The 23,132-nt window shown below is 40.1% G+C and carries 26 protein-coding genes; 14 read left to right on the forward strand and 12 right to left on the reverse strand.

The genetic code is table 11. The features are described 5' to 3' along the window. The first annotated feature begins 45 nt into the window (after positions 1-45). Genes TR08_RS00400 through TR08_RS00415 form a run of 4 tightly spaced genes read left to right on the forward strand, consistent with a single transcriptional unit; the run spans position 46 to position 3,375 of the window. Positions 46-924 (forward strand): branched-chain amino acid ABC transporter permease, encoded by an 879-nt coding sequence (locus TR08_RS00400; RefSeq protein WP_045514748.1) that lies wholly within the window; start codon positions 46-48, stop codon positions 922-924. Between the two features lie 14 nt (positions 925-938). After that, positions 939-1,913, forward strand: coding sequence for a branched-chain amino acid ABC transporter permease (locus tag TR08_RS00405; RefSeq protein ID WP_045514750.1), 975 nt, complete (start codon positions 939-941; stop codon positions 1,911-1,913). After that, positions 1,888-2,667 (forward strand): ABC transporter ATP-binding protein, encoded by a 780-nt coding sequence (locus TR08_RS00410; protein ID WP_045514754.1) that lies wholly within the window; start codon positions 1,888-1,890, stop codon positions 2,665-2,667. Before TR08_RS00405 ends, TR08_RS00410 begins: the two co-directional genes overlap by 26 nt. After that, complete coding sequence (locus tag TR08_RS00415) at positions 2,668-3,375, forward strand: ABC transporter ATP-binding protein (protein WP_045514757.1); 708 nt, start codon at positions 2,668-2,670, stop codon at positions 3,373-3,375. A gap of 345 nt (positions 3,376-3,720) precedes the next feature. Here TR08_RS00415 and TR08_RS00420 read toward each other — a convergent pair whose 3' ends face one another. Beyond that, positions 3,721-5,529 carry a TIGR04190 family B12-binding domain/radical SAM domain protein gene (locus tag TR08_RS00420; RefSeq protein WP_045514760.1) on the reverse strand — a complete coding sequence of 603 codons (1,809 nt, stop codon included), beginning with the start codon at positions 5,527-5,529 and terminating at the stop codon, positions 3,721-3,723. 316 nt (positions 5,530-5,845) lie between these two features. Between TR08_RS00420 and TR08_RS00425 the strand changes: the two genes are divergently transcribed. The 4 genes from TR08_RS00425 (at position 5,846) to TR08_RS00440 (ending at position 8,389) form a co-directional block, all read left to right on the forward strand. Next, the gene (locus tag TR08_RS00425) at positions 5,846-6,271 is read left to right on the forward strand and encodes a hypothetical protein (RefSeq protein ID WP_370576243.1); all 426 of its coding nucleotides are present in this window, start codon (positions 5,846-5,848) and stop codon (positions 6,269-6,271) included. A gap of 123 nt (positions 6,272-6,394) precedes the next feature. Next, positions 6,395-6,871, forward strand: coding sequence for a Cys-tRNA(Pro) deacylase (gene ybaK / locus TR08_RS00430; protein WP_045514763.1), 477 nt, complete (start codon positions 6,395-6,397; stop codon positions 6,869-6,871). 88 nt (positions 6,872-6,959) lie between these two features. Further along, on the forward strand, positions 6,960-8,072 hold the full coding sequence (locus tag TR08_RS00435) for a PRK06851 family protein (protein ID WP_045514765.1): 1,113 nt from the start codon (positions 6,960-6,962) through the stop codon (positions 8,070-8,072). Between the two features lie 113 nt (positions 8,073-8,185). After that, positions 8,186-8,389 (forward strand): hypothetical protein, encoded by a 204-nt coding sequence (locus TR08_RS00440; RefSeq protein ID WP_045514767.1) that lies wholly within the window; start codon positions 8,186-8,188, stop codon positions 8,387-8,389. Positions 8,390-8,592: 203 nt separating this feature from the next. On the opposite strand, the gene TR08_RS32310 is transcribed toward TR08_RS00440, so the two are convergent. Next, positions 8,593-8,745, reverse strand: coding sequence for a hypothetical protein (locus TR08_RS32310; RefSeq protein WP_193747654.1), 153 nt, complete (start codon positions 8,743-8,745; stop codon positions 8,593-8,595). A gap of 147 nt (positions 8,746-8,892) precedes the next feature. On the opposite strand from TR08_RS32310, the gene TR08_RS00445 reads away from it, so the two are divergent. The 4 genes from TR08_RS00445 to TR08_RS00460 all read left to right on the forward strand — a co-directional run bounded on the left by TR08_RS00445 (position 8,893) and on the right by TR08_RS00460 (position 11,835). Then, positions 8,893-9,558, forward strand: a complete 666-nt coding sequence (locus tag TR08_RS00445; protein WP_045514770.1) for a DNA alkylation repair protein — start codon at positions 8,893-8,895, stop codon at positions 9,556-9,558. A 71-nt stretch (positions 9,559-9,629) separates the two neighbouring features. Beyond that, positions 9,630-10,484 carry a Cof-type HAD-IIB family hydrolase gene (locus tag TR08_RS00450; RefSeq protein ID WP_045514772.1) on the forward strand — a complete coding sequence of 285 codons (855 nt, stop codon included), beginning with the start codon at positions 9,630-9,632 and terminating at the stop codon, positions 10,482-10,484. Between the two features lie 15 nt (positions 10,485-10,499). Next, entirely contained in the window at positions 10,500-11,579 is a 1,080-nt protein-coding gene (locus tag TR08_RS00455; RefSeq protein ID WP_045514773.1) for a PQQ-dependent sugar dehydrogenase, read from the forward strand. Positions 11,580-11,601: 22 nt separating this feature from the next. Beyond that, positions 11,602-11,835 carry a hypothetical protein gene (locus TR08_RS00460; protein ID WP_045514775.1) on the forward strand — a complete coding sequence of 78 codons (234 nt, stop codon included), beginning with the start codon at positions 11,602-11,604 and terminating at the stop codon, positions 11,833-11,835. Positions 11,836-11,912: 77 nt separating this feature from the next. On the opposite strand, the gene TR08_RS00465 is transcribed toward TR08_RS00460, so the two are convergent. From TR08_RS00465 to TR08_RS00495, 7 genes are all read right to left on the reverse strand, one after another. Continuing rightward, positions 11,913-12,815: a FixH family protein gene (locus TR08_RS00465; RefSeq protein WP_045514781.1), complete on the reverse strand. Its 903-nt coding sequence runs from the start codon at positions 12,813-12,815 to the stop codon at positions 11,913-11,915. Next, positions 12,812-13,489, reverse strand: coding sequence for an ABC transporter ATP-binding protein (locus TR08_RS00470; protein ID WP_045514783.1), 678 nt, complete (start codon positions 13,487-13,489; stop codon positions 12,812-12,814). Before TR08_RS00470 ends, TR08_RS00465 begins: the two co-directional genes overlap by 4 nt. After that, positions 13,486-14,283: an ABC transporter permease gene (locus tag TR08_RS00475; protein ID WP_045514787.1), complete on the reverse strand. Its 798-nt coding sequence runs from the start codon at positions 14,281-14,283 to the stop codon at positions 13,486-13,488. The genes TR08_RS00470 and TR08_RS00475 overlap by 4 nt, the downstream gene beginning before the upstream one ends. Then, on the reverse strand, positions 14,247-15,587 hold the full coding sequence (gene nosD, locus TR08_RS00480; protein WP_045514789.1) for a nitrous oxide reductase family maturation protein NosD: 1,341 nt from the start codon (positions 15,585-15,587) through the stop codon (positions 14,247-14,249). Before nosD ends, TR08_RS00475 begins: the two co-directional genes overlap by 37 nt. Next, positions 15,584-16,150, reverse strand: a complete 567-nt coding sequence (locus tag TR08_RS00485) for a hypothetical protein (protein WP_045514792.1) — start codon at positions 16,148-16,150, stop codon at positions 15,584-15,586. The genes nosD and TR08_RS00485 overlap by 4 nt, the downstream gene beginning before the upstream one ends. Positions 16,151-16,217: 67 nt before the next feature. Then, complete coding sequence (gene nosZ, locus TR08_RS00490; RefSeq protein WP_045514794.1) at positions 16,218-18,089, reverse strand: Sec-dependent nitrous-oxide reductase; 1,872 nt, start codon at positions 18,087-18,089, stop codon at positions 16,218-16,220. A gap of 16 nt (positions 18,090-18,105) precedes the next feature. Then, positions 18,106-18,549: a cytochrome c gene (locus TR08_RS00495; protein ID WP_045514796.1), complete on the reverse strand. Its 444-nt coding sequence runs from the start codon at positions 18,547-18,549 to the stop codon at positions 18,106-18,108. A 244-nt stretch (positions 18,550-18,793) separates the two neighbouring features. Between TR08_RS00495 and TR08_RS00500 the strand changes: the two genes are divergently transcribed. Further along, a complete protein-coding gene (locus TR08_RS00500) occupies positions 18,794-19,537 on the forward strand; it encodes a Crp/Fnr family transcriptional regulator (RefSeq protein ID WP_045514800.1) in 744 nt (247 codons plus the stop codon). A gap of 172 nt (positions 19,538-19,709) precedes the next feature. On the opposite strand, the gene bshB2 is transcribed toward TR08_RS00500, so the two are convergent. From bshB2 to pdxK, 3 genes are all read right to left on the reverse strand, one after another. Next, a complete protein-coding gene (gene bshB2 / locus TR08_RS00505) occupies positions 19,710-20,381 on the reverse strand; it encodes a bacillithiol biosynthesis deacetylase BshB2 (protein WP_045514802.1) in 672 nt (223 codons plus the stop codon). A gap of 18 nt (positions 20,382-20,399) precedes the next feature. Next, entirely contained in the window at positions 20,400-20,750 is a 351-nt protein-coding gene (locus TR08_RS00510) for a YojF family protein (RefSeq protein WP_045514804.1), read from the reverse strand. A 152-nt stretch (positions 20,751-20,902) separates the two neighbouring features. After that, positions 20,903-21,730, reverse strand: a complete 828-nt coding sequence (gene pdxK, locus TR08_RS00515; protein ID WP_045514807.1) for a pyridoxine/pyridoxal/pyridoxamine kinase — start codon at positions 21,728-21,730, stop codon at positions 20,903-20,905. A 467-nt stretch (positions 21,731-22,197) separates the two neighbouring features. On the opposite strand from pdxK, the gene fdhD reads away from it, so the two are divergent. Then, on the forward strand, positions 22,198-22,959 hold the full coding sequence (fdhD, locus tag TR08_RS00520) for a formate dehydrogenase accessory sulfurtransferase FdhD (protein WP_045514810.1): 762 nt from the start codon (positions 22,198-22,200) through the stop codon (positions 22,957-22,959). The last annotated feature ends 173 nt before the right edge of the window (positions 22,960-23,132 follow it).

A 23,132-nucleotide genomic window follows, 5' to 3' on the forward strand; every position in this document is an offset into this window, starting at 1 on the left:
TTCCCTTTTAGATAATATTTTCCTAATTTTAGGAGGAGACTAGACATGGAATTTTTACAGCAGCTTGTTAACGGGGTGTCATTAGGCAGTATTTATGCGTTGATTGCCCTTGGTTATACAATGGTTTACGGAATTGTAAAATTAATTAACTTTGCCCATGGAGACATTTTCATGGTCGGTGCATTTATCGGTTTTTACTCTATTACTATATTAGATTTAGGATTTTTCCCTTCCTTACTTATTTCCATGGTCACTTGTGCCATCTTAGGGGTTTTAATTGAAAGGATTGCCTACAAACCTTTACGTAATGCCACAAGGATTGCGGCTCTTATTACCGCCATTGGAGTATCCCTGTTAATTGAATATGGGGTGATTTATGTTCGTGGTGCCCAGCCAGAAGCATATCCTGGTGACCTTATTCCGGCAACAAGCTTAGATTTCCTTGGAGTTAAGGTAAGCAGTCAATCACTACTGATTTTAGGGACTTCTGTCGTATTAATGATATTATTACAATTTATTGTTCATAAGACGAAAATTGGAAAAGCAATGCGTGCAGTATCCCACGATATGGATGCCGCAAGACTAATGGGAATTAACGTTAACAATACCATTTCTGCAACTTTTGCAATCGGGTCTGCACTAGCGGGTGCAGCTGGGGTTGCTTTTGGAATGTATTATACGAAAATTGAGCCTTTAATGGGAATTATACCAGGCCTTAAAGCCTTCGTTGCAGCCGTACTCGGCGGTATCGGGATCATTCCAGGTGCGATGGTGGGCGGTTTGTTATTGGGTGTCATTGAATCGCTTGTCAGTGCTGCTGGCTTCTCACTATGGAGAGATGGTGTAGCGTTTGTCGTATTAATCTTAATTTTGATTTTCCGTCCAGCCGGTTTATTCGGTAAAAATGTACGGGAAAAAGTGTAAGGGGGGCTATAGCGATGAATATACTCAAACATGCGAAAGGTTTTTGGTCATCAATCGTTTTAGCCATTGTTTTTGGTGTTGTGATGCAATTTTTAATTACCGGAGAAATAATTAACTTCTTTTACGTAAACACACTTTATTTTATTGGTATTAACATTATTCTTGCTGCTAGCTTACATCTGATTATTGGAATTACCGGACAGTTTTCGATTGGACATGCAGGCTTCCTCGCTGTAGGTGCTTATGCCTCAGCTATTATTACAATGAAATTAGAGCTACCCTTCGCGTTCGGTTTATTGGCAGGAGGAGTTGCAGCTGCAATTGCAGGCTTAATTATTGGGATTCCTACACTTCGGCTAAAAGGAGATTATCTAGCGATTGCCACACTTGGGTTTGGGGAAATTGTCCGGATTGTCTTTTTAAATATTGAATATGTTGGCGGAGCAAGTGGAATGACCGTTACTCAGCTCACCACTTGGCCATGGCTTTTTGGAAGTATCCTGTTAACACTTATCGTTATAAGAAACTTTACCAATTCAACACATGGACGAGCTTGTATCTCAGTTAGAGAAAATGAAATAGCAGCTGACGCCATGGGGATCAACACTACTTACTATAAGGTAATCGCGTTTGCCATCGGAGCCTTTTTTGCTGGTGTCGCAGGTGCCTTATATGCACACAACTTTTTCATTATCCAGCCGACAAACTTCGGTTTCTTAAAATCTTTTGATATCTTAATCTTTGTGGTTCTAGGCGGGTTAGGAAGTATGTCTGGTGCGGTATTGGCAGCGATTCTTTTAACGATTGTTTCTACCTTCCTGCAAAGCTATCCTGAACTACGGATGATTATTTATAGCTTAGTGCTAATCATTATGATGCTTTATCGTCCACAAGGAATTATGGGAACAAGAGAATTGACCTCATTCTTTAAGATTGGAAAGTCTGCAAAAGGAGGAGTCAACGATGACAGCAAACACACCGTTGCTTAAAGTAAATAATGCAGGCATCCGTTTTGGCGGATTAAAGGCTGTTTCTGATGTGAACCTCGAGTTAAAGCAAGGCGAATTAGTTGGTTTAATTGGACCGAACGGTGCTGGGAAAACAACATTCTTCAACTTGTTAACGGGCGTATATGTACCAACTGAAGGCAGTATTGAATTAGATGGTGAAAAATTAAATGGACAACCACCTTATAAGATTACCAAAAAAGGTATAAGCAGAACCTTTCAAAACATTCGTTTGTTCAATGAATTGTCGGTGCTTGATAATGTAAAGGTGGCATACCACTCATTGGCTAAACATTCGATTATGAGTTCGATTTTCCGTCTCCCTAAGCACTTTTCAGAAGAAAAGTATATGGAGGAAAAGGCAATCGAATTTTTGAAAATCTTTAGTTTAGATAATGTCATGCATGAAACGGCGAAGAACCTCCCGTACGGTCAGCAGCGCCGTCTAGAGATTGCGAGAGCATTGGCAGCCAATCCCAAACTATTGCTGCTGGATGAACCTGCAGCAGGTATGAATCCACAGGAAACAGAAGAATTAATGAATCTAATTGCCCTAATTCGTAAAAAGTTTGATTTAACTATTTTATTGATTGAACATGACATGCTCCTTGTTATGGGGGTGTGCGAGCGAATCTATGTGCTTGACCATGGTCAACTTATTGCAGATGGGACTCCTGAGCAAATTAGAAATAATCCAAAAGTCATCGAAGCGTATCTGGGAGAGGAGGTTTCGTAAATGCTGAAAATTAAAGATATCAATGTGTATTATGGTAATATCCACGCTCTAAAGGGAGTTTCTCTTGATATTAATGAAGGTGAAATCGTTACCTTGATTGGAGCGAATGGAGCGGGAAAAAGCACGTTGTTAAAAACGATTTCCGGTTTACTTAAGCCAAAGAACGGAAATATTTTGTTTGAAGGACAATCCATTTCCGGTAAGGTAGCACAGGCGATTGTGAAACAAGGACTTTCACATGTTCCTGAAGGACGTCGTGTGTTTGCCAATATGTCTGTAGAAGAAAACCTTGAATTAGGAGCTTATTTACGGAAGGATAAGCAAGGCATTAAAGAGGACTTTGAGAAGGTCTATAACCTCTTCCCACGTCTTCTTGAGCGGCGTAAGCAACTTTCCGGTACATTATCAGGCGGTGAGCAGCAAATGCTTGCAATGGGACGCGCGTTGATGGCACGTCCTAAGCTTTTACTTTTAGACGAGCCTTCTATGGGACTTGCTCCCCTTTTAGTTAAAACGATTTTTAGAATTATTGATGAAATCAACCAGTCTGGTACTACCATCCTGTTGGTGGAGCAAAATGCGAACATGGCATTATCGATTGCAGACCGCGCCTATGTGATTGAGACAGGGAAAATTGTCCTTTCAGGTTCTTCTGATGAATTAAATCAAAGTGACCAAATTAGAATGGCCTACCTTGGTGGCCATTAATCCAAAGACGTGTGAGTTTGAACTCACACGTCTTTTTAATAGATAAGTATATAATTTTCGACTTTGAGAATTGTCTAGCGCAAGCAGCCTAGGGGCTCGGGGTCATAAGCTTGTCTAGTTGCGGCTCCTTGGGACTCGAGTCATAAGCCGCCCCCTGAAGAGGGCAAAAAGCGCCTTCTTGCAGAGTTCGTCTTATGCCTTCGTCCCAGGGCAGTCGCCTCCACATTTCAGACAATCCGTCAAGAAGGTAGAGACCAACCTTCTCGCCTGCTCGTCATATGCCTGTCGCCCCTGGGAAAAAATGAACTGCTTTTTTCCTTGGGCAAGGCGCTTCCGCTTTTCTTATTACATTTTGACTTTCTGATGTTCTGTTTCTATTGTAAATTGATGGCGAAGCTTAGGCTGTAAGGCATGTTTAATCTTAATTATATACTCTTCATAAAGCTGCTCTAAACCAACTAATGCAAGGGAGAAGAAGTTCGCATAATTCTTTTGAACCTCCCACTTTAACTCGTTCTTACCACAAATACTGTATTTATTTAATTCTTCAATCTCCTTTTGGATTTTTGCTAATTCTGCTTGCTGTTCTACTTCAGGAAGTGAGAGCACATAATCTATTTTTTCAATATAAGCCTGAGACTTTTCGATTTTACCCTTAATTTCATCGTAGCCAGCTTGATCAATTAGACCATATTTTAATTTAAACTCATTTAATTTTTGAGCAGAATCATAGGTTGAGTTTACAATATCATCACGTGTCATTTCTGTGGTTTCATAGCTGAGCATATGCTTCCATGAAGGCTGGGTGATCGCCTTGCGGTGGTCCTCAAGGGTATGACAGAATTTTTTATAGCCATGAAGCTCTGGATTCTCAAAAGCTGGACTTGCAGGATCAAGGAACGGTGCAAGCGGCGCCACAAAGTAGAATAGTCTATGGTCTTGATTGCAGGCAAGATGGATTTCTTCACAGAAATCGATGTTTTCTATCGCACTCTGATACGTCTGACTAGGAATACCGGTCATAAAGAACAAATCAATTTTCTTGGCACCATGCTTCAAGGCGAAATTAAGGGTTTCAATTACTTTTGGATTGGTACAGTTAAACTTCCCATTATAGCGTCTAATTTTTTCATCATGGGTTTCAAGAGTAATCTCAATGCTGTATTTTGGACAGCTTTCATTCATCATTTGAAAGAATTCTTCACCTGCATATTGGAATAATTCAAAGACGATTTCATTTTTGAGATTAAGCTTTTTAAGACGGCTGAAGAATTCTTTTACATACTCACGGCCGCCCTGGCGAAGGTCATGCAGGATAAAGATGGGTGCCCGGCTGAAGCGTGAAATAAATTGAATGTCTTCGACAAGCTTTTCGGGTGATCGTAAAGCTAGAGAACTTCTTCCGCAGTTTTGATCATAGGCATCCTTTGAACCACCGCAGATAAGGCAGTTTTGCGAACACCCTCTTGCTGTCAGTAATGCAGTATTAGGATATTGCAGCCAGCCATTGTAGGGAAGAGGGTCTAGGAAGTTACGATATTTAAACACAGAGCGAACGGTGTAGCGATAGCCTGGTACATCAAGATCATCTAAATCCTTTGGTACATAGGTTATAGGGTTGTAACCAATCTCACTGCCTTTTTTCCAAGTTAAATTAGGAATATCCGCATAGTGAGTATTTCCAAGCTCCAATTTATTCATCAACAGAAGCATAAGCTTTTCTGTTGAGTCACCACGCATAACTAAATCAATAAAAGGATATTCAATTAATTCTTTATGATAATAGGTAGCTGATAAGCCTCCGAAAATCATGGGTGTGTCAGGATGAAGTTTTTTAACAATTTTAGCAAGTTCAATACTGCCATGTGCATGTGGAAGCCAATGAAGGTCAATTCCGAAAGCACGTGTTTTGATTTTTTTAAGCTTGTTTTCTACATCGAATTTTTCACTCATCAGCATACGGTTGGCAATATTGATAATTTTTACGCGAAGACCGAACCGTTCTAAATAGTCAGCAATACTTGTTAACCCAATTGGATACATTTCAAATACTGGTGATGATGGCACAACATCGCTTATGGGTCCTGCAAGCAGGGAATTTTTTCGGAAGTCATAAACACTTGGTGCGTGTAAAAGGACTAAATCATACTTCATATAAGCCACCCTTTTCAATTTAATCACGTTTATATTAGTAATTGTGAAACATTTCACATTTTTTCTTTGATTTAACCGTAGCAAAGTGATAAATCGGATAAATGCTCTCTTTATCCACTACTGTAAGTATTTTCAACTACTTTTATTTTACAATAATGATGGATTAATAGAGTGACAAACGGGTGACAACAATGTGGAGATTCCGTGGAAATAAATGAACACAAAAGTTGGAAGGAAAGGGGGAGTACTTCCCTTTCCCTTAACCCAATTAAATTTCCGCGCATACATTAAAGGGAAAACATATTAAAGGAGGAATATGTCCGTGTATTATTATGGTTATCCCAATTATTACGGAACGTCACCAATATTAGAAACGAGCCAGTTGCCGCCGGAACGATTTGGGGGAGAGCAGCAGCCTGGATTCCAGCCCCCTCTATTTGGTGGTGGCGGGCAGCAGGGTTTTCCGCCATTTGGAGGAGGATCACAACAAGCTGGAGCGCCATCTTCACCACCACCATCCTATACGCCACAGGAATCACCTTCTTTATTCGCTGTTGACCCTGGTGCGATTAGACGCTGTCTATACCGCTTTACCTTTGTTTGGCTGAATAATGGCAATAGCTTCTGGTTTTATCCAACCTTTGTAGGAAGAGATTCAGTTGCCGGATATCGCTGGAGAAGATTCCGCTGGGTATATTACGGAACTGATTTAAGGAGAATTCGATCATTTAGATGCTCGTAGCTTTTTAAAATAGGGTTTGAATCAAATGGTTCACTACCCTATTTTTTTATATTAAGTTTCATTTTCTATGTTTAAGTAAAAAGTTGGTATAATCATTGTAAAAAAAATAAAGGATGAGGGAAAATGGCGAAGGTCAAAACGAATGTAATTCGGATCCTAGATAGCAAAAAGATAGCCTATGAGGTGCTTACATACGATAATCAAGATGGAAAAATTGATGGAGTTTCTGTTGCAGTGAAGATAGGCAGAGAAGTTCGTGAAGTATATAAGACGCTGGTTGCTCAAGGAGCAAGTAAAAGTATCTATGTATATGTGATACCAGTAGAAACAGAATTAGATTTAAAAAAGGCAGCAAAGGCAGCTGGGGAAAAGAAAGTAGAAATGATTCCCGTTAAGGATATTCTGAAATGGACCGGATACATCCGCGGCGGCTGCTCACCAATTGGCATGAAAAAAGAGTACAGGACCTTTTTAGATGAAAGCTGCTTAGAGCTTGAGAATATGGTGGTCAGCGCTGGGAAAATAGGCGTTCAAATTGTAATTGAACCGAAATTGTTAGTAAATCTGACAAAGGCTGCAACGGTTGATGTTAGAAAATAATTTAATAGGCACTCACCTATAAACCGCCATTGCATAGGATATGGTGAAATGAAACTTTGCTATGTCACGTAAAGGAGAGTGTTCGCAAGTGGCAGGAAAGATAAAAAATTATTATGCAGGAGGAAATACAGCTAAGGGATTCCATAACCTGTATGATTCAAATCTCCAAGGACTAGAACGTATCTATATTCTTAAAGGTGGTCCAGGGACAGGAAAATCCTCTTTGATGAAATATATAGGCAATGAATGGGTCGAAAAAGGGTATGATATCGAGTTTCTACATTGCTCGTCAGATAACAATTCTATTGATGGAGTGATCATACGTGCCTTAAAGGTGGGTATTGTTGATGGAACAGCTCCACATGTAATAGAGCCCAAAGCCCCAGGTGCGGTAGAACAGTATATCAATTTGGGGGAAGCTTGGGATGCAAGGGCATTAGCAGATGAGAAAAAGAACATTCAACGTTTAACCAAACAAATGAGTGCTGCCTATCATCTAGCGTATTCAACCTTTAAGCATGCTTTAGATGTTCATGATGATTGGGAGAAAATTTATATTGAAAACATGGATTTCGAAAAAGCAGACCAGCTAACAAATAAATTAATTCAATCCTTCTTTGGCAAGCTAAAAATAAATAAACAATCTGATATTCGCCATCGATTCTTAGGGGCGGCAACACCAAAAGGTGCGGTTGATTTTGTCCCGAATTTAACAGAGGATATCGAAAAACGTTATTTTATTAAAGGACGTCCTGGTTCCGGAAAATCAACGATGTTAAAGAAAATTGCAGCAGCTGCAGAAGCAAGAGGGATTGATACAGAGGTTTATCACTGTGGATTTGACCCTAACAGCTTAGATATGGTGATTTTTAGAGAGCTTGGCATTGCTATTTTTGACAGTACGGCTCCACACGAGTATTTTCCAAGCCGTGCCGGTGATGAAATCATTGATATGTATGAGCTTTTGATTACACCTGGAACAGACGAAATCTATGAAGATAAAATAAAACCAATTGCTGACACCTACAAACGAAAAATGAAGGAAGCCATCTCTTATTTAGCAAGAGCAAAAGAACTTCATGACGAGCTTGAAGCCATTTATGTTCCAGCGATGAACTTTTCCATTGTTGAATATATTCAGACGAGGATAGCAGACGAAATTAAAGAATTAGAATTAGCTGCGATACTAAGCACTCAGTAGGAAAGATAAAACTTGTCCCGTCGAGGAGCAGTTTTTTACGTGATACTTATGTGAAGACTTGGGGAAGATAACAGTAATGTCCGATCATTTCATTATTGAAGGAGCTATTTATCGTGAAAAATGACCCGAATGTAGAAAATGCCACCGTAGAAGCGAATATTGAAATCAACAAACAATTGGAAGATGGAAAGGTTCATGCTCCCATTCAGTCACAATCAGAAGCAGAAAGAGCCAACATAGATTTACAGAATCAGTTCAATAATGAAGGAAATAAAGACATACGTACTTCTCCCGCAGCCATTTCCACCCCTCAATAGTCTAAAGAAAGTCGGCCCCCTAAGTGGGAAGCCGACTTTCTTTTACAAAATAAGTATGAGACCTTGAACTTAGATAACTGTCTAGCTCCAGGCGCCATCGGCTCGGGGTCATAAGCCAATCCGTCAGAAAGGTTAAAAAGCAAACCTTTCCGCCGGCTCGTCTTATGCCTGTCGCCGATAAGCAGGCGTCTTCCGCTTTTCTGTTAATGAGGATTTGTTTTGCTTTGCTGACCTTTATTTCGCTTATTTCCCTTGCTGTTATCTCCGCTGACAAACTCACTCGCGAATTCAGCTTCTGCATGCCCTGCCTGCGGCGAGTTTTGATTTTGACTGCCCTTATTTATCTTTTTCGTCATTTGATTTTCTCCTTTCGTCTATTCGGTACATTTTAGTTTGGCATTTGCGACACTGTTTATGCATTTTAATAGAGGGGATAGAAAGGGTTTATAGAAATACTTATATAGCTAAAATAGCACTATAGCAATTTTTTAGGGGTGAAGGATTTGAAAAATGAAATAGAAAAGCTAACCACTTTGTTTGAAGAGCATCGGAATGAGGAAAATGCGGGTCCAATGAAAAAGTATATGAAAGACCATTTCCCTTTCTTAGGAATGAAGTCACCGCTCCGAAAAGAGCTTGAAAAGCAATTTTTCAAAGAGACAGAGATCTTGAAAGATCCATTTGACAAAGATTTCGTGACAGGTCTTTGGGAAAAGGATGAAAGAGAATATCACTATACCGCTATTACATATATAGGGAAATTCATAAAGAAATTGCCAAAGGATGTAATTCCATTTCTAGAAGGGTTAATTACGACCAAATCTTGGTGGGATAGTGTTGATTCCATTGCCCCTTTAGTTGGAGAGCTTGCTCGGAAGTATCCTGAAGTAATCGAAGAGACGATTAATCGTTGGTCAGTTGATGTTAACTTCTGGCTGCGCAGAAGTGCGATTCTCTTTCAATTAAAATATAAGAATCAAACAAATGAAGCACTCCTCTATGACTACATCGTTAAGAATGCTGACAGCAAAGAATTCTTCATTCAAAAAGCTATTGGTTGGGCGTTAAGAGAACACTCGAAAACAAATCCTGAGTCCGTTAAGGAGTTTATTGAAGGAAACCAGCTTGCTCCGTTAAGTGTAAGAGAAGGAAGTAAGTATCTTTCATGAGCAAAATGGTGAAAATGGTTGTGGATATCTGATAAGATGGCATTAACAAAAAATAGAAATAGGTGAACAGCATGATTAAGTGTATTGCATCAGATATGGACGGAACGCTATTAAATTCAGTTCAAAAAGTTAGTCAGGAAAATAAAGAGGCGATTTTAAAAGCACAGGCTCAAGGGATTGAAGTGGTTGTGGCAACGGGAAGGTCTTATCAGGAGGTGCGATTTGTCCTTGATGAAGCAGATTTGCATTGCCCAGCTATTTGTGTGAATGGAGCAGAAGTCCGCACAAAAGATGGTGAAATATTTTCCGCTACACCAATCGATAAGCAAATGGCGAAAAAAGCAGCTGAGATTCTTGCTAAAAACGAAATCTATTTTGAAGTATACACAAACAATGGTACATACACTCTGGATTCTGAAAAAGCAGTGTCGATTCTAGTAGATATTGTGGTTAGTGCCAACCCGGATGTGAATCAAGAGGAAGTCATTTATAAAGCTGGAGCTCGAATCCGCAACGGTTTAGTTCATAAGATTGAAGATTATCAACTCCTATTTAATGATGAAAAGGTCAAAATTTATAAGCTGCTTGCTTTTGATTTTGATTCAGACAGGCTGGGAGCTGCAGCAGCCTCACTCCAAGAGTTAACAGAGCTGGCCGTATCCAGTTCAGGACATGAAAATCTGGAAATAACCAATAAAAATGCTCAAAAGGGAATTGCCCTACAAGCTTTTGTGAAAGAAAAAGGAATTGAATTGGCAGAGACAATGGCGATGGGTGATAGTTTTAATGACGTCTCGATGCTAGAAAGAGTCGGCAGAGCCGTTGCGATGGGGAATGCAGCCTATGAAATTAAATCTCGTTGTGATGTGATTACAGCAACAAATGATGAACATGGAGTAGCCAAAGCAATCCTTGAAGTTTTATAGGAAAGGAAGAGATAAATGGCCAAAGTGTGTTCCATTTTATTATCGATGATTTTACTGATTTCAGGTTGTTCTCTTTTTGAAAAAGAAAATCTGCAGCCAAAGGACCAGCAAGGGGACGAGGCAATTGTCCTGCAGCAAGAGATAGAAGTCGTTGCTGAAATGCTGCGTGTGCCATGGTCAATTAATCGGGTAAACCAGGTTTTTTATGTGAGTGAACGAACAGGAAGTATTGTGAAAATTGATAATGGAAAAATGGAACGACAACAAGTAGAGTTAGAAAAACCGCTCGCTAAAGCAGCGGAAGCCGGACTGCTTGGTTTTGTCCTAGACCCTCAATTTCCTAGTAATCAAAAGGCGTTTGCTTATTATACGTATGAGAATGGACAGGGGCAGTTTAACCGAGTCGTGATTCTGCACCTTGAAGGGAATAAGTGGTCCGAGGAAAGGATTCTGCTTGACCGAATTCCGAGTGCGGCTTTTCATCATGGCGGACGTCTGAAGATTGGTCCGGATGGGAAACTGTATATTACTACTGGAGATGCGACTACCCCGCAAACTTCACAGGATCTAAGGTCCTTGAACGGGAAGATTTTAAGAATGAATTTAGACGGCAGTATTCCAGAGGATAATCCATTTGATAATTCCTATGTTTATAGCTATGGACATCGGAATCCTCAAGGGCTAGTTTGGATTGGTGATACGCTATATGCAAGTGAGCATGGTCAATCAGCACATGATGAGGTAAATTTAATAAAGCCAGGTGCAAATTATGGCTGGCCGGTAATCCAAGGAAATGAAAAGAAAGCCGGAATGGAGACACCCTTGTTTCAGTCTGGTGATAAAACTTGGGCACCTTCAGGGATGGCTGCCCACAATGGTAAGCTATACGCAGCTACATTAAGAGGGAATGCGATTCGGGAATTTTACTTAGAAAAGAATACGACAAGTCCAGTTACTACGGGATTAGGTAGACTGCGTGATGTGTATGTGGATGGAGAATACCTCTATTTTGTCAGCAACAATACAGACGGCAGAGGAAATCCTGATGAAAAGGATGACAAATTGTACCGAGTTTTGCTAACCAATCTGAAGTAAAAGGGTAAAGGCTGGTGTGATTATGACGACAAAAAGCAACAAATTACAATTTGGATGGACACTGATAGCCCATCCAACCTATCAAATCTTTACGAACAAAAACTCCTACGTGATCATCGACGAAGACAATGACGTCATGCTCAGATTTACCCTCCAAGAAAACGAAATAGAAATACAAGGCGCAAACTGGAACCTAAACTACAAAATCAACCTCGGCTTCAAAACCCTAAAAATCATCAACACACCCGAAGGCTAACGGTGACAGGCACCAAATATACAAAAAACGCTGTTTATGCAGCGTTTTTTGTATATTTGGAAGTGAAAGTCATCGTATTAAAGGATTTCTATTTTTAAAGAGTTAACCTGTGATACTAAGAGTTCTTCGTATTGTTTTTGGGCTTGGAAGTTGATTTCTTGTGGGCCCATTTGTGGGTTTTCCTTTTTTACTTGTTCGATGATGTCTTTTTGTACTTTTTGGGAAAGGACGATGAGTTGATATTGCTGTTTTTCGGTTTCCCAAAATTTTTCTTCTCCATACTCGTTGATCATGGCTTTTGTCGATTCGAACTGGTTGTATTGGTCGCGGACCTTATTGATTTCTGTTTCGATCTCCACGTCAGTGGCGGTGTGTCCCTTTTCTTCAGCGAGCATCGCCATGGAGCGGAGACGGATGATTTGCGTTAATAATTGATTTTGGTCTTCAACCAGCTTTTCTTGAGACTCCCAGTAAGATAATGCTTCCTTCAATTGATCCCCTTTGTAGCGCTTTTGGTCTGTTTCACGATTGATCGCAAGCTGGAGATAATTGATAAACTTGTAAAAATCTATGTCTTCATTGGTAATCCATTCTCCGTTAATGGAGGCAAGACCTTCCGACTGTTTAACCTCATAATTGATGACCTTTTCTGCCTTTTTCCCGTCCTTTTCTATTATAAAGAAAATTTCATATTTACCGGTCATTGGGAGTTCGACATTACCGGAATAAATCCCATCTTCCTCTTCTGTTAGTTCCACTTCAGTTGTTCCGTGGTCCATATTAGACATCGAAAATTCAGCTGAAACGGTAAGCCCGCCTGCCGCTTCGTCCTTTTCCGTTACTTTAATTTCAAATGGCATTTCTTTATCTGCTTGTTGATAAATCGGCTTTGTTACTTCAATACTATACTCAGGGTCGGCACTGCAGCCAGCAAGCAAGGTTAGGAGCAGCAGTGCGGTCAGCCTCATCGCATTTTTCATGATTCAATCCCTCCAAGATTATGTGTTTGTAAGAATTCCTCAACAGTGTATTTTTCCATTTTCCCATTATTTAAAAACGCCACATGTGTACATACCTGTTTGATTTCATCGAGATGATGGGAGGAGAGAAGGATGGTTTTATCATGAAGTGATTTTAACACTTCTAAAATTTCCTTTCGTCCCATTGGGTCAATCCCGCTGGTCGGCTCATCAAGAATCAGAATACTCGAATCCTGATAGAGGGTAATAGCTAATCCAAGGCGCTGCAGCATGCCTTTTGAATATTTCTTCACCTGTACATCGCGGTCATCCCACAAGCTTACCGACTTAAGGACATTCTCGATGCGTTCTTGGTCAGCTGCCTTTGCAACAGCCTCAGCAAAGAAAGTAATATTCTCAAGGCCAGTCAGCATCGGATAGAGCATGAATTTTTCTGGCAAATAGGCAATCGCTTTTTTCCATTCATGATTTTTCTTTGTCACTTGCACGCCATTAATAGAGATCGATCCTTGTTTCACAGGAAGAAGTCCAAGAAGACTGTTAATAAAAGTCGACTTTCCGGCGCCATTACGACCAACAAGGGCACAAATTTCATGTTGATGAATCTCAATATTGATAGACTCCAGGATCATTTTTTTCCCGAAGGATTGGTTGAGATCGGATACCGTAATCATTCAAATCCCTCCTTACGGTGAAAAATAATCGCTGTTGCGATCGAAGTGATGAACCAGAATAACAGATTTCCGAGTAAGAAGAATACTGGCCTTGTCCACATGAAGGCTTGGAGTAGCCTTGACATGTGACCAAAGGAATAAACACCCATGCCAGTTTCAAGGAACATTCTTACCGACTGCAATGGATTCAAAAAATAGCCTGCAGAAAATACTTTTACATTTTCATAGGTAACGTCAGGCAGTAATGAGAGCAAGATAAAATCGTGTAAGAAGAAAAAGTAAAACCAAACAAAAATCGTATAACCGATAATCTGCATTCTTGAGCGGCTAAAGCTTCCGATTGCTGCTCCCATTTGCAGGAACACGAGTGACATGGTCACGATTGCCAAAATAAAGATGAAATACGCCTTCATATCAAGTTGGAAATTAAACTTGAGCAATAATATATAGAGAAAAAACCAGACTAGGATTGGAACAAGGACAACCGTATAGAGCCCAAGACTTTTTCGCAGTAAAAAGCTGGCATAACTATCTTTCTTGGTCAGCAGCATGATTAACGTTTTTTGCTCCTTTTCCTGAAAGATAGAAAAGGCACCGATAAATAAGCAGAGTATCGGGATGAAATAAATAATCGTATCAAACAAATTAATTAAGAGGACATAAAAGCCTTTATCAAATGAAAGGGCAGTGGAACGAAACAAGATACTAATTGAAATCAGAACAATGATGCTTAATGCGAGCCATAATCCTTTTCCTCTTATGTTTTCCTTCCATTCCTTCCAAATGTAATGCATAGTAATTGTCTCCCTTTTAGTAAAATCAACACCGCGGCTAGCCCTGCCACAGCTATAAATATGAAATGGTTATTGCTTTTTGCAGCAGCCAGCGGATGCGGGTCATTAAACATAACTTTTTCGTCCATCAATACCGCATTCATTTTTTCATAGATTGTGAGTGCTGGACTTTTTAAAAATAAATAAGATAATTCTTGGTCTTCAATTAGTTGATATAAAGAAGATCGATAGGTTATAGGAAAGTCCCCAATGCCATCCTGGTTTAAATCGGTGAGCGGGAAGGAGCTTCCCCAGTCATTTCCTTTGCCATTATGACTCCAGAAATTGTTTTCACCACTTCCACCAATGGTAACGGCGGGAATAGTATTTTCAGTAATTAGGTTTTTTGAAAAAATTTGTTCATTGGAGCTGTCCCAAAGCTCAATCCCGATTTGGTTTTGAGAGATTTTATTGCCTTGAATCGTATTTCTTGTTGCTTGGTCAATGTAAATACCTCTTTGGTTCATGTAAAACGTATTGTTTTTTATTTGATTATCATTGGCTTGCAGCAGCAATAATCCAAATGATTGATTTCCATAGTTTACGATAAAGTGATTATCCTCTAGCAGGAGGTGATTGGAATTCATGACCGCAGCGCCGCCCGTATTCATCGTAAAGGTATTTTTCTTAAAAATGTTCTCATCCGAATACATGTAATGCAGACCGTACCGTGTATCAGTAATATTATTTTGATAGCTTTCGTTTTTGTTCGCGTAGTCAAAAAACATCCCATCGCGCGTTCCTTCGATCGTGTTATGGGACAGGAGGTTATCATTTGCATAATAGACATGAATGCCATTACCCTGTGCGGCAATTTCTCCTTTGCCCATGCCCTTGATTTCAACATTGGTGATTTTATTTTCGTGTGCCTGACTTAAATAGATTCCGTGAAAGGAATTGGTAATCTTGACGTGTTCCACCACATTCCCATTTGTATAAATCTTAATCCCTGCATACTCCTCTGCGGAGTTACGGTCCATGCTGCTATTTGTGACACTAAGCTTTCTAATGGTCACATTAGGAGCCTTAATGGAGATGACGTTACCGGTTCCGTCTCCCTTTATCACCGTTTTATCAGTGCCAATCATGGTGATAGATTTATTGATGACAATACTGCCTTCATATGTTTTATCTTCAAGCCTTAATACTGCTCCTTCTTCCAAGCTGTCGATCATGGCTTGCAAGTTCTCGGCAGCGCTATTTTTCTCGGGGTTGATGCTAAATATGATAGAGAAAACAAATAGAAAGAGCAGTAACTTTTTCATCTTTTTCGATCCTTCCATAACGGAATCAGTAATAAAATAAAGGCCGCAATTAGGAAATACGCACCGTATCCAAGAATACTTTCGGTGACAAAGTTTGCAACTGTATTTTGTCCTAACAGGGGCGGAACAAATGGGTCTATTTTTATAGGAGCTGTTGGGCTTAAGTTGGTACCAAACATGCGAAGTGCACGTGTAAGGTCCCAAACACCGAGTGCACCGCCAATGATAAACAGACCAATTAATCCATAAAGGACTGCTTTTTTGCGCAGGATTGCTGTTAAGAGAGTAATCGCTGCTAAACCAATGACTAAGTAAGAAAGATACGCTAATTCTGGGAAATTCTCTTCACTGAAATTTTCCATCCCAATATAGTGATTTAAGCCGTTAACAATATCGATTTCGCCTTCGAGCTTATTAGGATAAACGATAATATTTAACCCTTCTGGATATTGCGGAGCAAAGAAGATCATCTGCCACCATGGAAAAAATAAGGAAAGACCAACTAAGACAGCTGCAAGTGCAATCAGTATCGATGAAACCAGTGACAATTTATTTGCTTTCATGTAAAACAATCCCTTTCTAAACGGAGAAGGGTATCAATCGAATCAATTGATACCCTTACCATCCTAGTTAATTCTTTGGTTTTACAAGGAAGTAGCCGGTCATTTCTTGGTGTAGTGCAGAACAGAAGTTACTACAATAAAGCGGGAATGTACCTGCTTTGTTTGCAGTAAATTCAAGTGTATTCGTTTGGCCAGGCTGAACTTCAATGTTTAAGTTATAGCTGTTGATGGCAAATCCGTGGGTAATATCCTCATCAAAATCTGTATTCGTTAAGTGGATGAACACCTTATCTCCTTGATTAACTTCAATTACATCAGGACGTTTTGCTTTTGCATCAAAGATAAATTTCGAACGCATTGCGATACCGTAGACATGTACTTCATTTCCATTGCGGACGATTTTGGCATCCTCTTGCTTATAAGTCGCAAGCTCATTGTTTTCATCCTTCGGATAAACTTCGATCGTTTTAATCTTATCTGCCTTAATGATTTGAGCATAGTGTGGCTCAGGGTTAACAGGTGAAGATTGAATGACCTCCATTTTTTTGCCGCTAATATCAATTAATTGCATCGACTCAGGATGTGAAGGACCAACCGATAAGTAGCTGTCTTTTGCAATCTTGTTTAAGGCAATCAGCCATTTTCCATCAGGTGAAACGGTGTCACCTTCCGCTGCTACAGAGTGCCCTGGAGAATATTGTACAGGCACGCGGTCTAACGTTTCGCCTGTTTTTGGATCCCATTTCACGATTTCCGAAGAAATGAACATCGTTGTGTAGGCCATACCTTTATCGTCAAACTGAGTGTGCAGCGGTCCAAGTGCGTTTTCAGGGTTAACTTCTCTTTCCATTACAGATTCATACTTCAAGATTGGAATACCGTTACGTTCACCAGAAAAATCTTGGTTTTTAACAGCTTCAAATGCTTTTTCAAAAGAGAATACGGTCATAGAAGGTGCTAACTTACCTGAAGCGATAAAGTGTTTACCATCAGGCGTTACGTCAACACCGTGTGGTGATTTTGCAACGGGAACAAGGTAAATACCGCCTTTATGCTTTTCAGGGAAAATCATTTTTTGTCCTGTTACTTCATCGTATTGTCCCTCTGCGACCATTTTCTCTAGCTCTTTCCAATTAAAAAGAACAATGTAGTCACGGTCTGCCTGAGAGGCGTTAATTTCGAGATTAGTAGTAGCTTCTTCTGTGTTGTAAGTTGTCATAACTGCCCAATCAGCAGAGCTTTTCTTACCAGCATCTGATAAATCGTAAGACCATGGCGGAAGGGCAACCTGGTAGGCAATATTTAATTTTTCTTTGTCTTGGTCAAACGTTACGGCTGACATTACACCGCGGTATTGCTCGCTGTATTCGTCTAAAGACTTGTATTCAGAGCCGATTGGAACCGCGAAACGCGTTGGCAGGAACATATATTCAGTGTTTTCCGTAACGAACGCCGCACAGTGTGGCCCGCTTGTATTTGGAACATTAATAATGTCTTTTACGGTAAACGTCTCTAGATTCATTGCGGCTGCACGGCTGTTTCCGACATCAGTAGCAAACATATATTTACCGTCATAGTCACCATTTGTTTCAGAGAATGCCGGGTGATGAAGGTCTCCCCATGTGTAATCGCCCATCATTTTTTTAGTGTGTTCGTCAAAACCATATCCTGTTGCAGAGTCTGGTGAGAATACCGGCACGGTACGAATATGACGCATGGATGGCACACCATAGATAAACATTTGACCGGAGTGACCACCTGATGCGAATAGGTAGTAATCGTCTTTTTCACCGAATGGTACATAAACTTTTTCTGCATTGCTTTTGTTATTACCTGAAGCAACTTGATTGTTCGTACTTTTTGAAAAATCGGCAAAGGAAATCGTTGCTGCTACAAAACCTGCTAGTAAACCAGAGGCAATTGGAATCCATTTCTTCATCTATTACACCACCTTTTTATTTTTCAGAAGCTTGCTTCAGCATATCTAACACTTGCGTGCGTTCTTCATCTGTTAATGGGTTACCGCCAATAACGCTGGACATAACCGCTGAAGTTGGTTCTTTTAAGAAATCATCAATTGACTTGCCGTGCTTTCCTTCAACATCTGTAAAGGCTTTAGAAAGATCTGGACCCGTTGCCCCGCCTTCTAAACCAAGAGAATCAACTGCGTGGCAGCCTAGACAACCCTTACTATTAAGGATGTTATTTGCGTCAACAGAAGCTGTTTCCTTTTCTGCTTCCTTGTTTTGATCTTCGGATTTACTTGTCTCTTCTGTTTGTTCTGTTTGAGCGACCTGAGGTTGTTTATCGGAATCCCCCATGATGACACCAAACACCAAGTACCCAAGACCAAAACCAATGAATGTACTAATGACAAAGCTGATAATTGCCTTATTCATGCTTCCCCCTCCTTCTATCTAATGAACAACTCCATCCTAATAAGAATTCAAGGATTAAAGTGTGACGATCCGCACACTTTTTTTATACAACTTTGAACGTTTTGTGAAGGAGGTTGAAACGAAAGCGTTTCAAAAAATGAACGTTTTGTGAAGATAATCACTACGAGTTGTGATTTTTTTTACTACAATGGGAAGTAACGTGATTGGTCTAAGCCGTTTATAAAATTAGGAGAGGAGGGGGAGAATGAATCCCGTACATTTATTAGAGGAAAAGCCATTAGGAAGAGTAAGAGAGTTGAAAATCGAGGACTTTCTACGGAAAATTGTAATCTTTAAGGATTTATCTGCAAAATCCATTTATCTTATCGCAAATCGGATTCAAACGTTAACCATGAAAAAAGGAGCACAAGTTATTTGTGAGGATGAAGTGGCTAAAGGGGTATTTTTTATTTATTCCGGAGCGGTAAAGCTAACGAAACAAGATGAAAGCGGAAATGAGATTATTGTTTGTATGAAGCAAAAGGGTGATGTGTTTGCGGAGGCTTGTCTTTTTTCAAAAACCTCACAGTTGTATCCTGCGACGGCAACTATGCTCCAAGATGGGCAGCTTTTCTTTTTAGATAAAATGGAATTAGAGAAGGGTCTTCATGAGTATCCAGAGCTTGCTGTTCAAATGATCCAATACATGAGCGACTCTCTCCGTGAAATGACTTCAACATTAAGAGACGTTGCCTTGTTGGATGTTTATGCGAAGACAGTAAAGACGTTAGAGCGGTTAGGGAATAAGTTTAATACCTCAACCTCAAGATGGAATATTGAAATCCCCTTGACGATTCAAGAATTTGCGACTGTGGTGGGGACAACGAGGGAAAGTGTAAGCCGTGTTTTTTCGAAATTGAAAAAAGAGGGCATTATCGAAATGAAATCAAGGAAAATCATCATCCTTGATATGTGCAAATTATGCACCCTGCTAAACCCTTCATATTAATAAAACCCTTCGCCAGTGGCGAAGGGTTTACTAGTGAGTCTTTTCAGAATAAGCCATTCATTCGGAAAACGGTAGAAAAATTCCAGTTCATTCTGTCCGAATTAGGCGTACATTCGGACCACTGAAGGCAAATTTCAGTACAGCCTGTCCGAATAATTATCTCTCTGAATGATTATTTATTAAACTTGTATGTCCAGAATCGTTCGTTGTTGATCCAGACCATCATTTGCGGGTCTTGATTTTTCAATTTCTCAGTCACGTCTCCAAACATTTGCTCCGTCTGGGAACGATGTGCCTGAATCGCAGCAAGCTTTATACCTGCAACCGCACTGATATTATGGATAATGTCTGCCTCACCGAGCTCTTGAACGCAATTATTTGAAAAAGCAACGCAGTGCAGTTTAGGTCTTGCGGCAGCAGGAATCTTTTCCACTGCCCTTACTACCGCCGCACCGGTGGCGTCATGGTCAGGGTGAACGGAATAACCTGGATAAAAAGTTATGATAAGTGAAGGATTTACATCATTAATTAACGACAACATAGCATTTGCCAGTTTTTCATCGTCTTCAAATTCAACCGTTTTATCACGGTACCCTAGCATTCGCAGATCCTGAATGCCTAAGGCAGCAGCTGCTGCTTTTAGCTCTTCTTTTCTAATTTTCGGGAGATTTTCTCGATTGGTAAAAGGGGGATTCCCCATGTTGCGCCCCATCTCACCCAAGGTTAAGCATGCATAGGTAACGGGAGTACCATTTTGTACATGAGTAGCAATCGTTCCTGATACACCAAAAGCTTCGTCATCCGGATGTGGAAAGACGACTAATACATGACGTTCTTTTTCCATAATAGGCTCCTCCTTCCTTTACTCAAACGGTGTAGGGCTGATTTCAAGCGCAACCGCGAGTTTCCCTTTGTTATCATGACCGGCTAGCAGCAAGCGGTTTTGCTCATCCACTTCAAAATGAGTCAGACCTTCCGCGTAAATCCAGCCAAGGTTTATTTTTAATCCAACACGATAGGGGTCAGTTCCAGTTATTTTCCCATGTTCGTAACGAACAAGCGCATTTCGAATATAGGCACCTGCTGAAAAGAAAGTTTGATCATGATGGGACGCATAGGCACCATTCGTGGTTTCCAGGTGAATATAAACATCCTGATTCGCGTATTTATTAATCGCTTCTTGAACCTGTAGATGATTTTTAATCGGTTCCATATTTCTTTTCTCCTTTCCCTATGCAAGGTATGTAATCTATAAACTAGTTTATTTAATAATGTAACTATCATACTAAAATCACATTAAAAAAGCGATATCCTTGCTTAATAACAAAAACAGAGCCAAACTCCTGGTTCAGCTCTGTTTAGATATTAACAATCTGTGCAGTATTCAGTTTTTGCACCGTAGTAGGCACCATGCCATGTTGGTCCAACAAATTCATTTAAGCGGAAGCCTTGGCTGATAGCAGCTGAAATGAAGTCTTTTGCAACTTCAACTGCTTCAACAACAGAACTACCTTTTGCCAGCTCTGCAGTAATAGCAGATGAGAAGGTACAGCCAGCACCATGCGTGAAGTTAGTCTCAATCTTTTCCGATTCAAAAATAGTGAAGTCTTTTCCATCATATAGAAGGTCGATTGACTTTTCTTCTGTTAAAAGCTTGCTGCCGCCTTTAATGACAACATACTTTGCACCTAAATCGTGTATTTTTACAGCAGCTTCCTTCATCTGATCTAACGTTTTAACCGGACCTGTTTGGGCTAATTGACCTGCTTCGAAAAGGTTCGGTGTCACAACGAATGCCCGTGGTAGTAATAGTTCGCGCATTGCGTCGGTTGTTTCTGGATTTAATACTTCATCCTCGCCTTTACAAACCATTACAGGGTCAATGACAACTCGCTCCAGTTTATGTTCATCGATAACCTTTGCCACTAACTCAATGATCTCAACCGTACCCAGCATACCTGTTTTCATTGCATCGATTCCTACAGATAGGACAGTATCGATTTGTGGTTTTAGTGTCTCAACTGAAATGGGAAACACACTGTGGTGCCAATCCTTTGGATCCATCGTAACGATCGTAGTCAGTGCAGTCATCCCGTATACACCTAGCTCTTGGAATGTTTTTAAATCGGCTTGAATCCCTGCACCCCCGCTCGTATCCGAACCAGCGATTGTCATAACCTTTTTGATTGTCATATGTACTCCTCCTAAAAACTAGTGGTGAAAAAATACTATTCCTATTATAAATCAAACCTGAAAATATAGCAGAGATTTTAAAATGCTTTGTTTTTGTCAGAAACATGACATTTAACGGCTTTTACACTATATAGGTGGTTATATGTGATATTTCTTACTTCAGAGAAAAAGGACTCATCGTACGATAGTACTAAAGATACAGTTATTCAATTGGAACCGCTTACAATTGGTAGTTTAACAATCTCTTGATAGTGCGAAAGATACCTGATTTAGGAAAAATTCGATAATCCGACACAAAATCGACCGAGATTCGACAAAGTCCTGTGATTTAGGCACCGATATTTATAATTTATTTAAAAAACATAGCTAAATGTACTGTTAGTTGTGACAAATGTCGCTGAGAACGCTAGGTAACATAATTACAATTGAAACGCCAAGAGAGCTATTTCCTGAAAGGGGGGAAAGCCATGTACCGCAAAGGATGTCCTGATGAATATCCCATTACCTTAGTTTTAAATGGCTATGAGATTGCAGTATTTCAACTAACTAAACACGATTTAGAGGATTGGGCCTATGGATATTTGTTTTCAGAAGGATTTATTCAGGAAGCAAGTGAAGTTGAATCCATTAGCATAAATGAGGAAAAGGGCAGCATCAATGTTTCACTTCTGAATGGGTTTAATGAAGAAGAGTTATTTACAAAGAAGAAGCACTATACAGCAGGATGTGGCCGCGGAGTCACGTTTTTCTCGATGACAGATGTGAAAAATTTTCAAAAAGTGTCTTCTGAACACAGTTTTAAATTGAGTTATTTATTAAAAAAACGAAGTGAATTTGCTCAAAATTCACCGTTTTACTTAGAAACTGGCGGGATGCATGGGGCCTGTATAGTAGATGAAGCAGGCAATATGATAGTCCGTGAAGACATTGGGCGGCACAATGCAGTCGACAAGATCATTGGCCACACACTAAGAAAAGGGTTGCATCCTGAACGGTTGATTTTACTAACAACCGGAAGGATTTCATATGAAATGCTCTCAAAAGCAGCGAAATTTGGCTTTCCTGTTATTGGTTCACGAACAGCAGCTACCAAGCAAGCTGTTCAACTGGCTAAATACTTAAACATAGAGGTTATTGGCTATTTACGAGGGAAAATGGCTAATATTTATACCTCAACAGGCCGAGTTCAAAATGATTTATTAGAAGAACCCGCTGTAGAGATGCATTGAAGGGGGGAATAGCAGAACAAGGTTAGTCTAGAGAAAAAATGTGTCTAGCTTCAGCGCCTAGGGGCTCGGGGTCATAAGCTTGTCTAGTTCGGCTCCTTGGGACTCGAGTCATAAGCCACCCCCTGAAGAAGGCAAAAAGCGCCTTCTTGCAGGGTTCGTCTTATGCCTTCGTC

Source organism: Neobacillus niacini, assembly GCF_000759675.1.
Taxonomy (GTDB): Bacteria; Bacillota; Bacilli; order Bacillales; family Cytobacillaceae; genus Neobacillus; species Neobacillus niacini_A.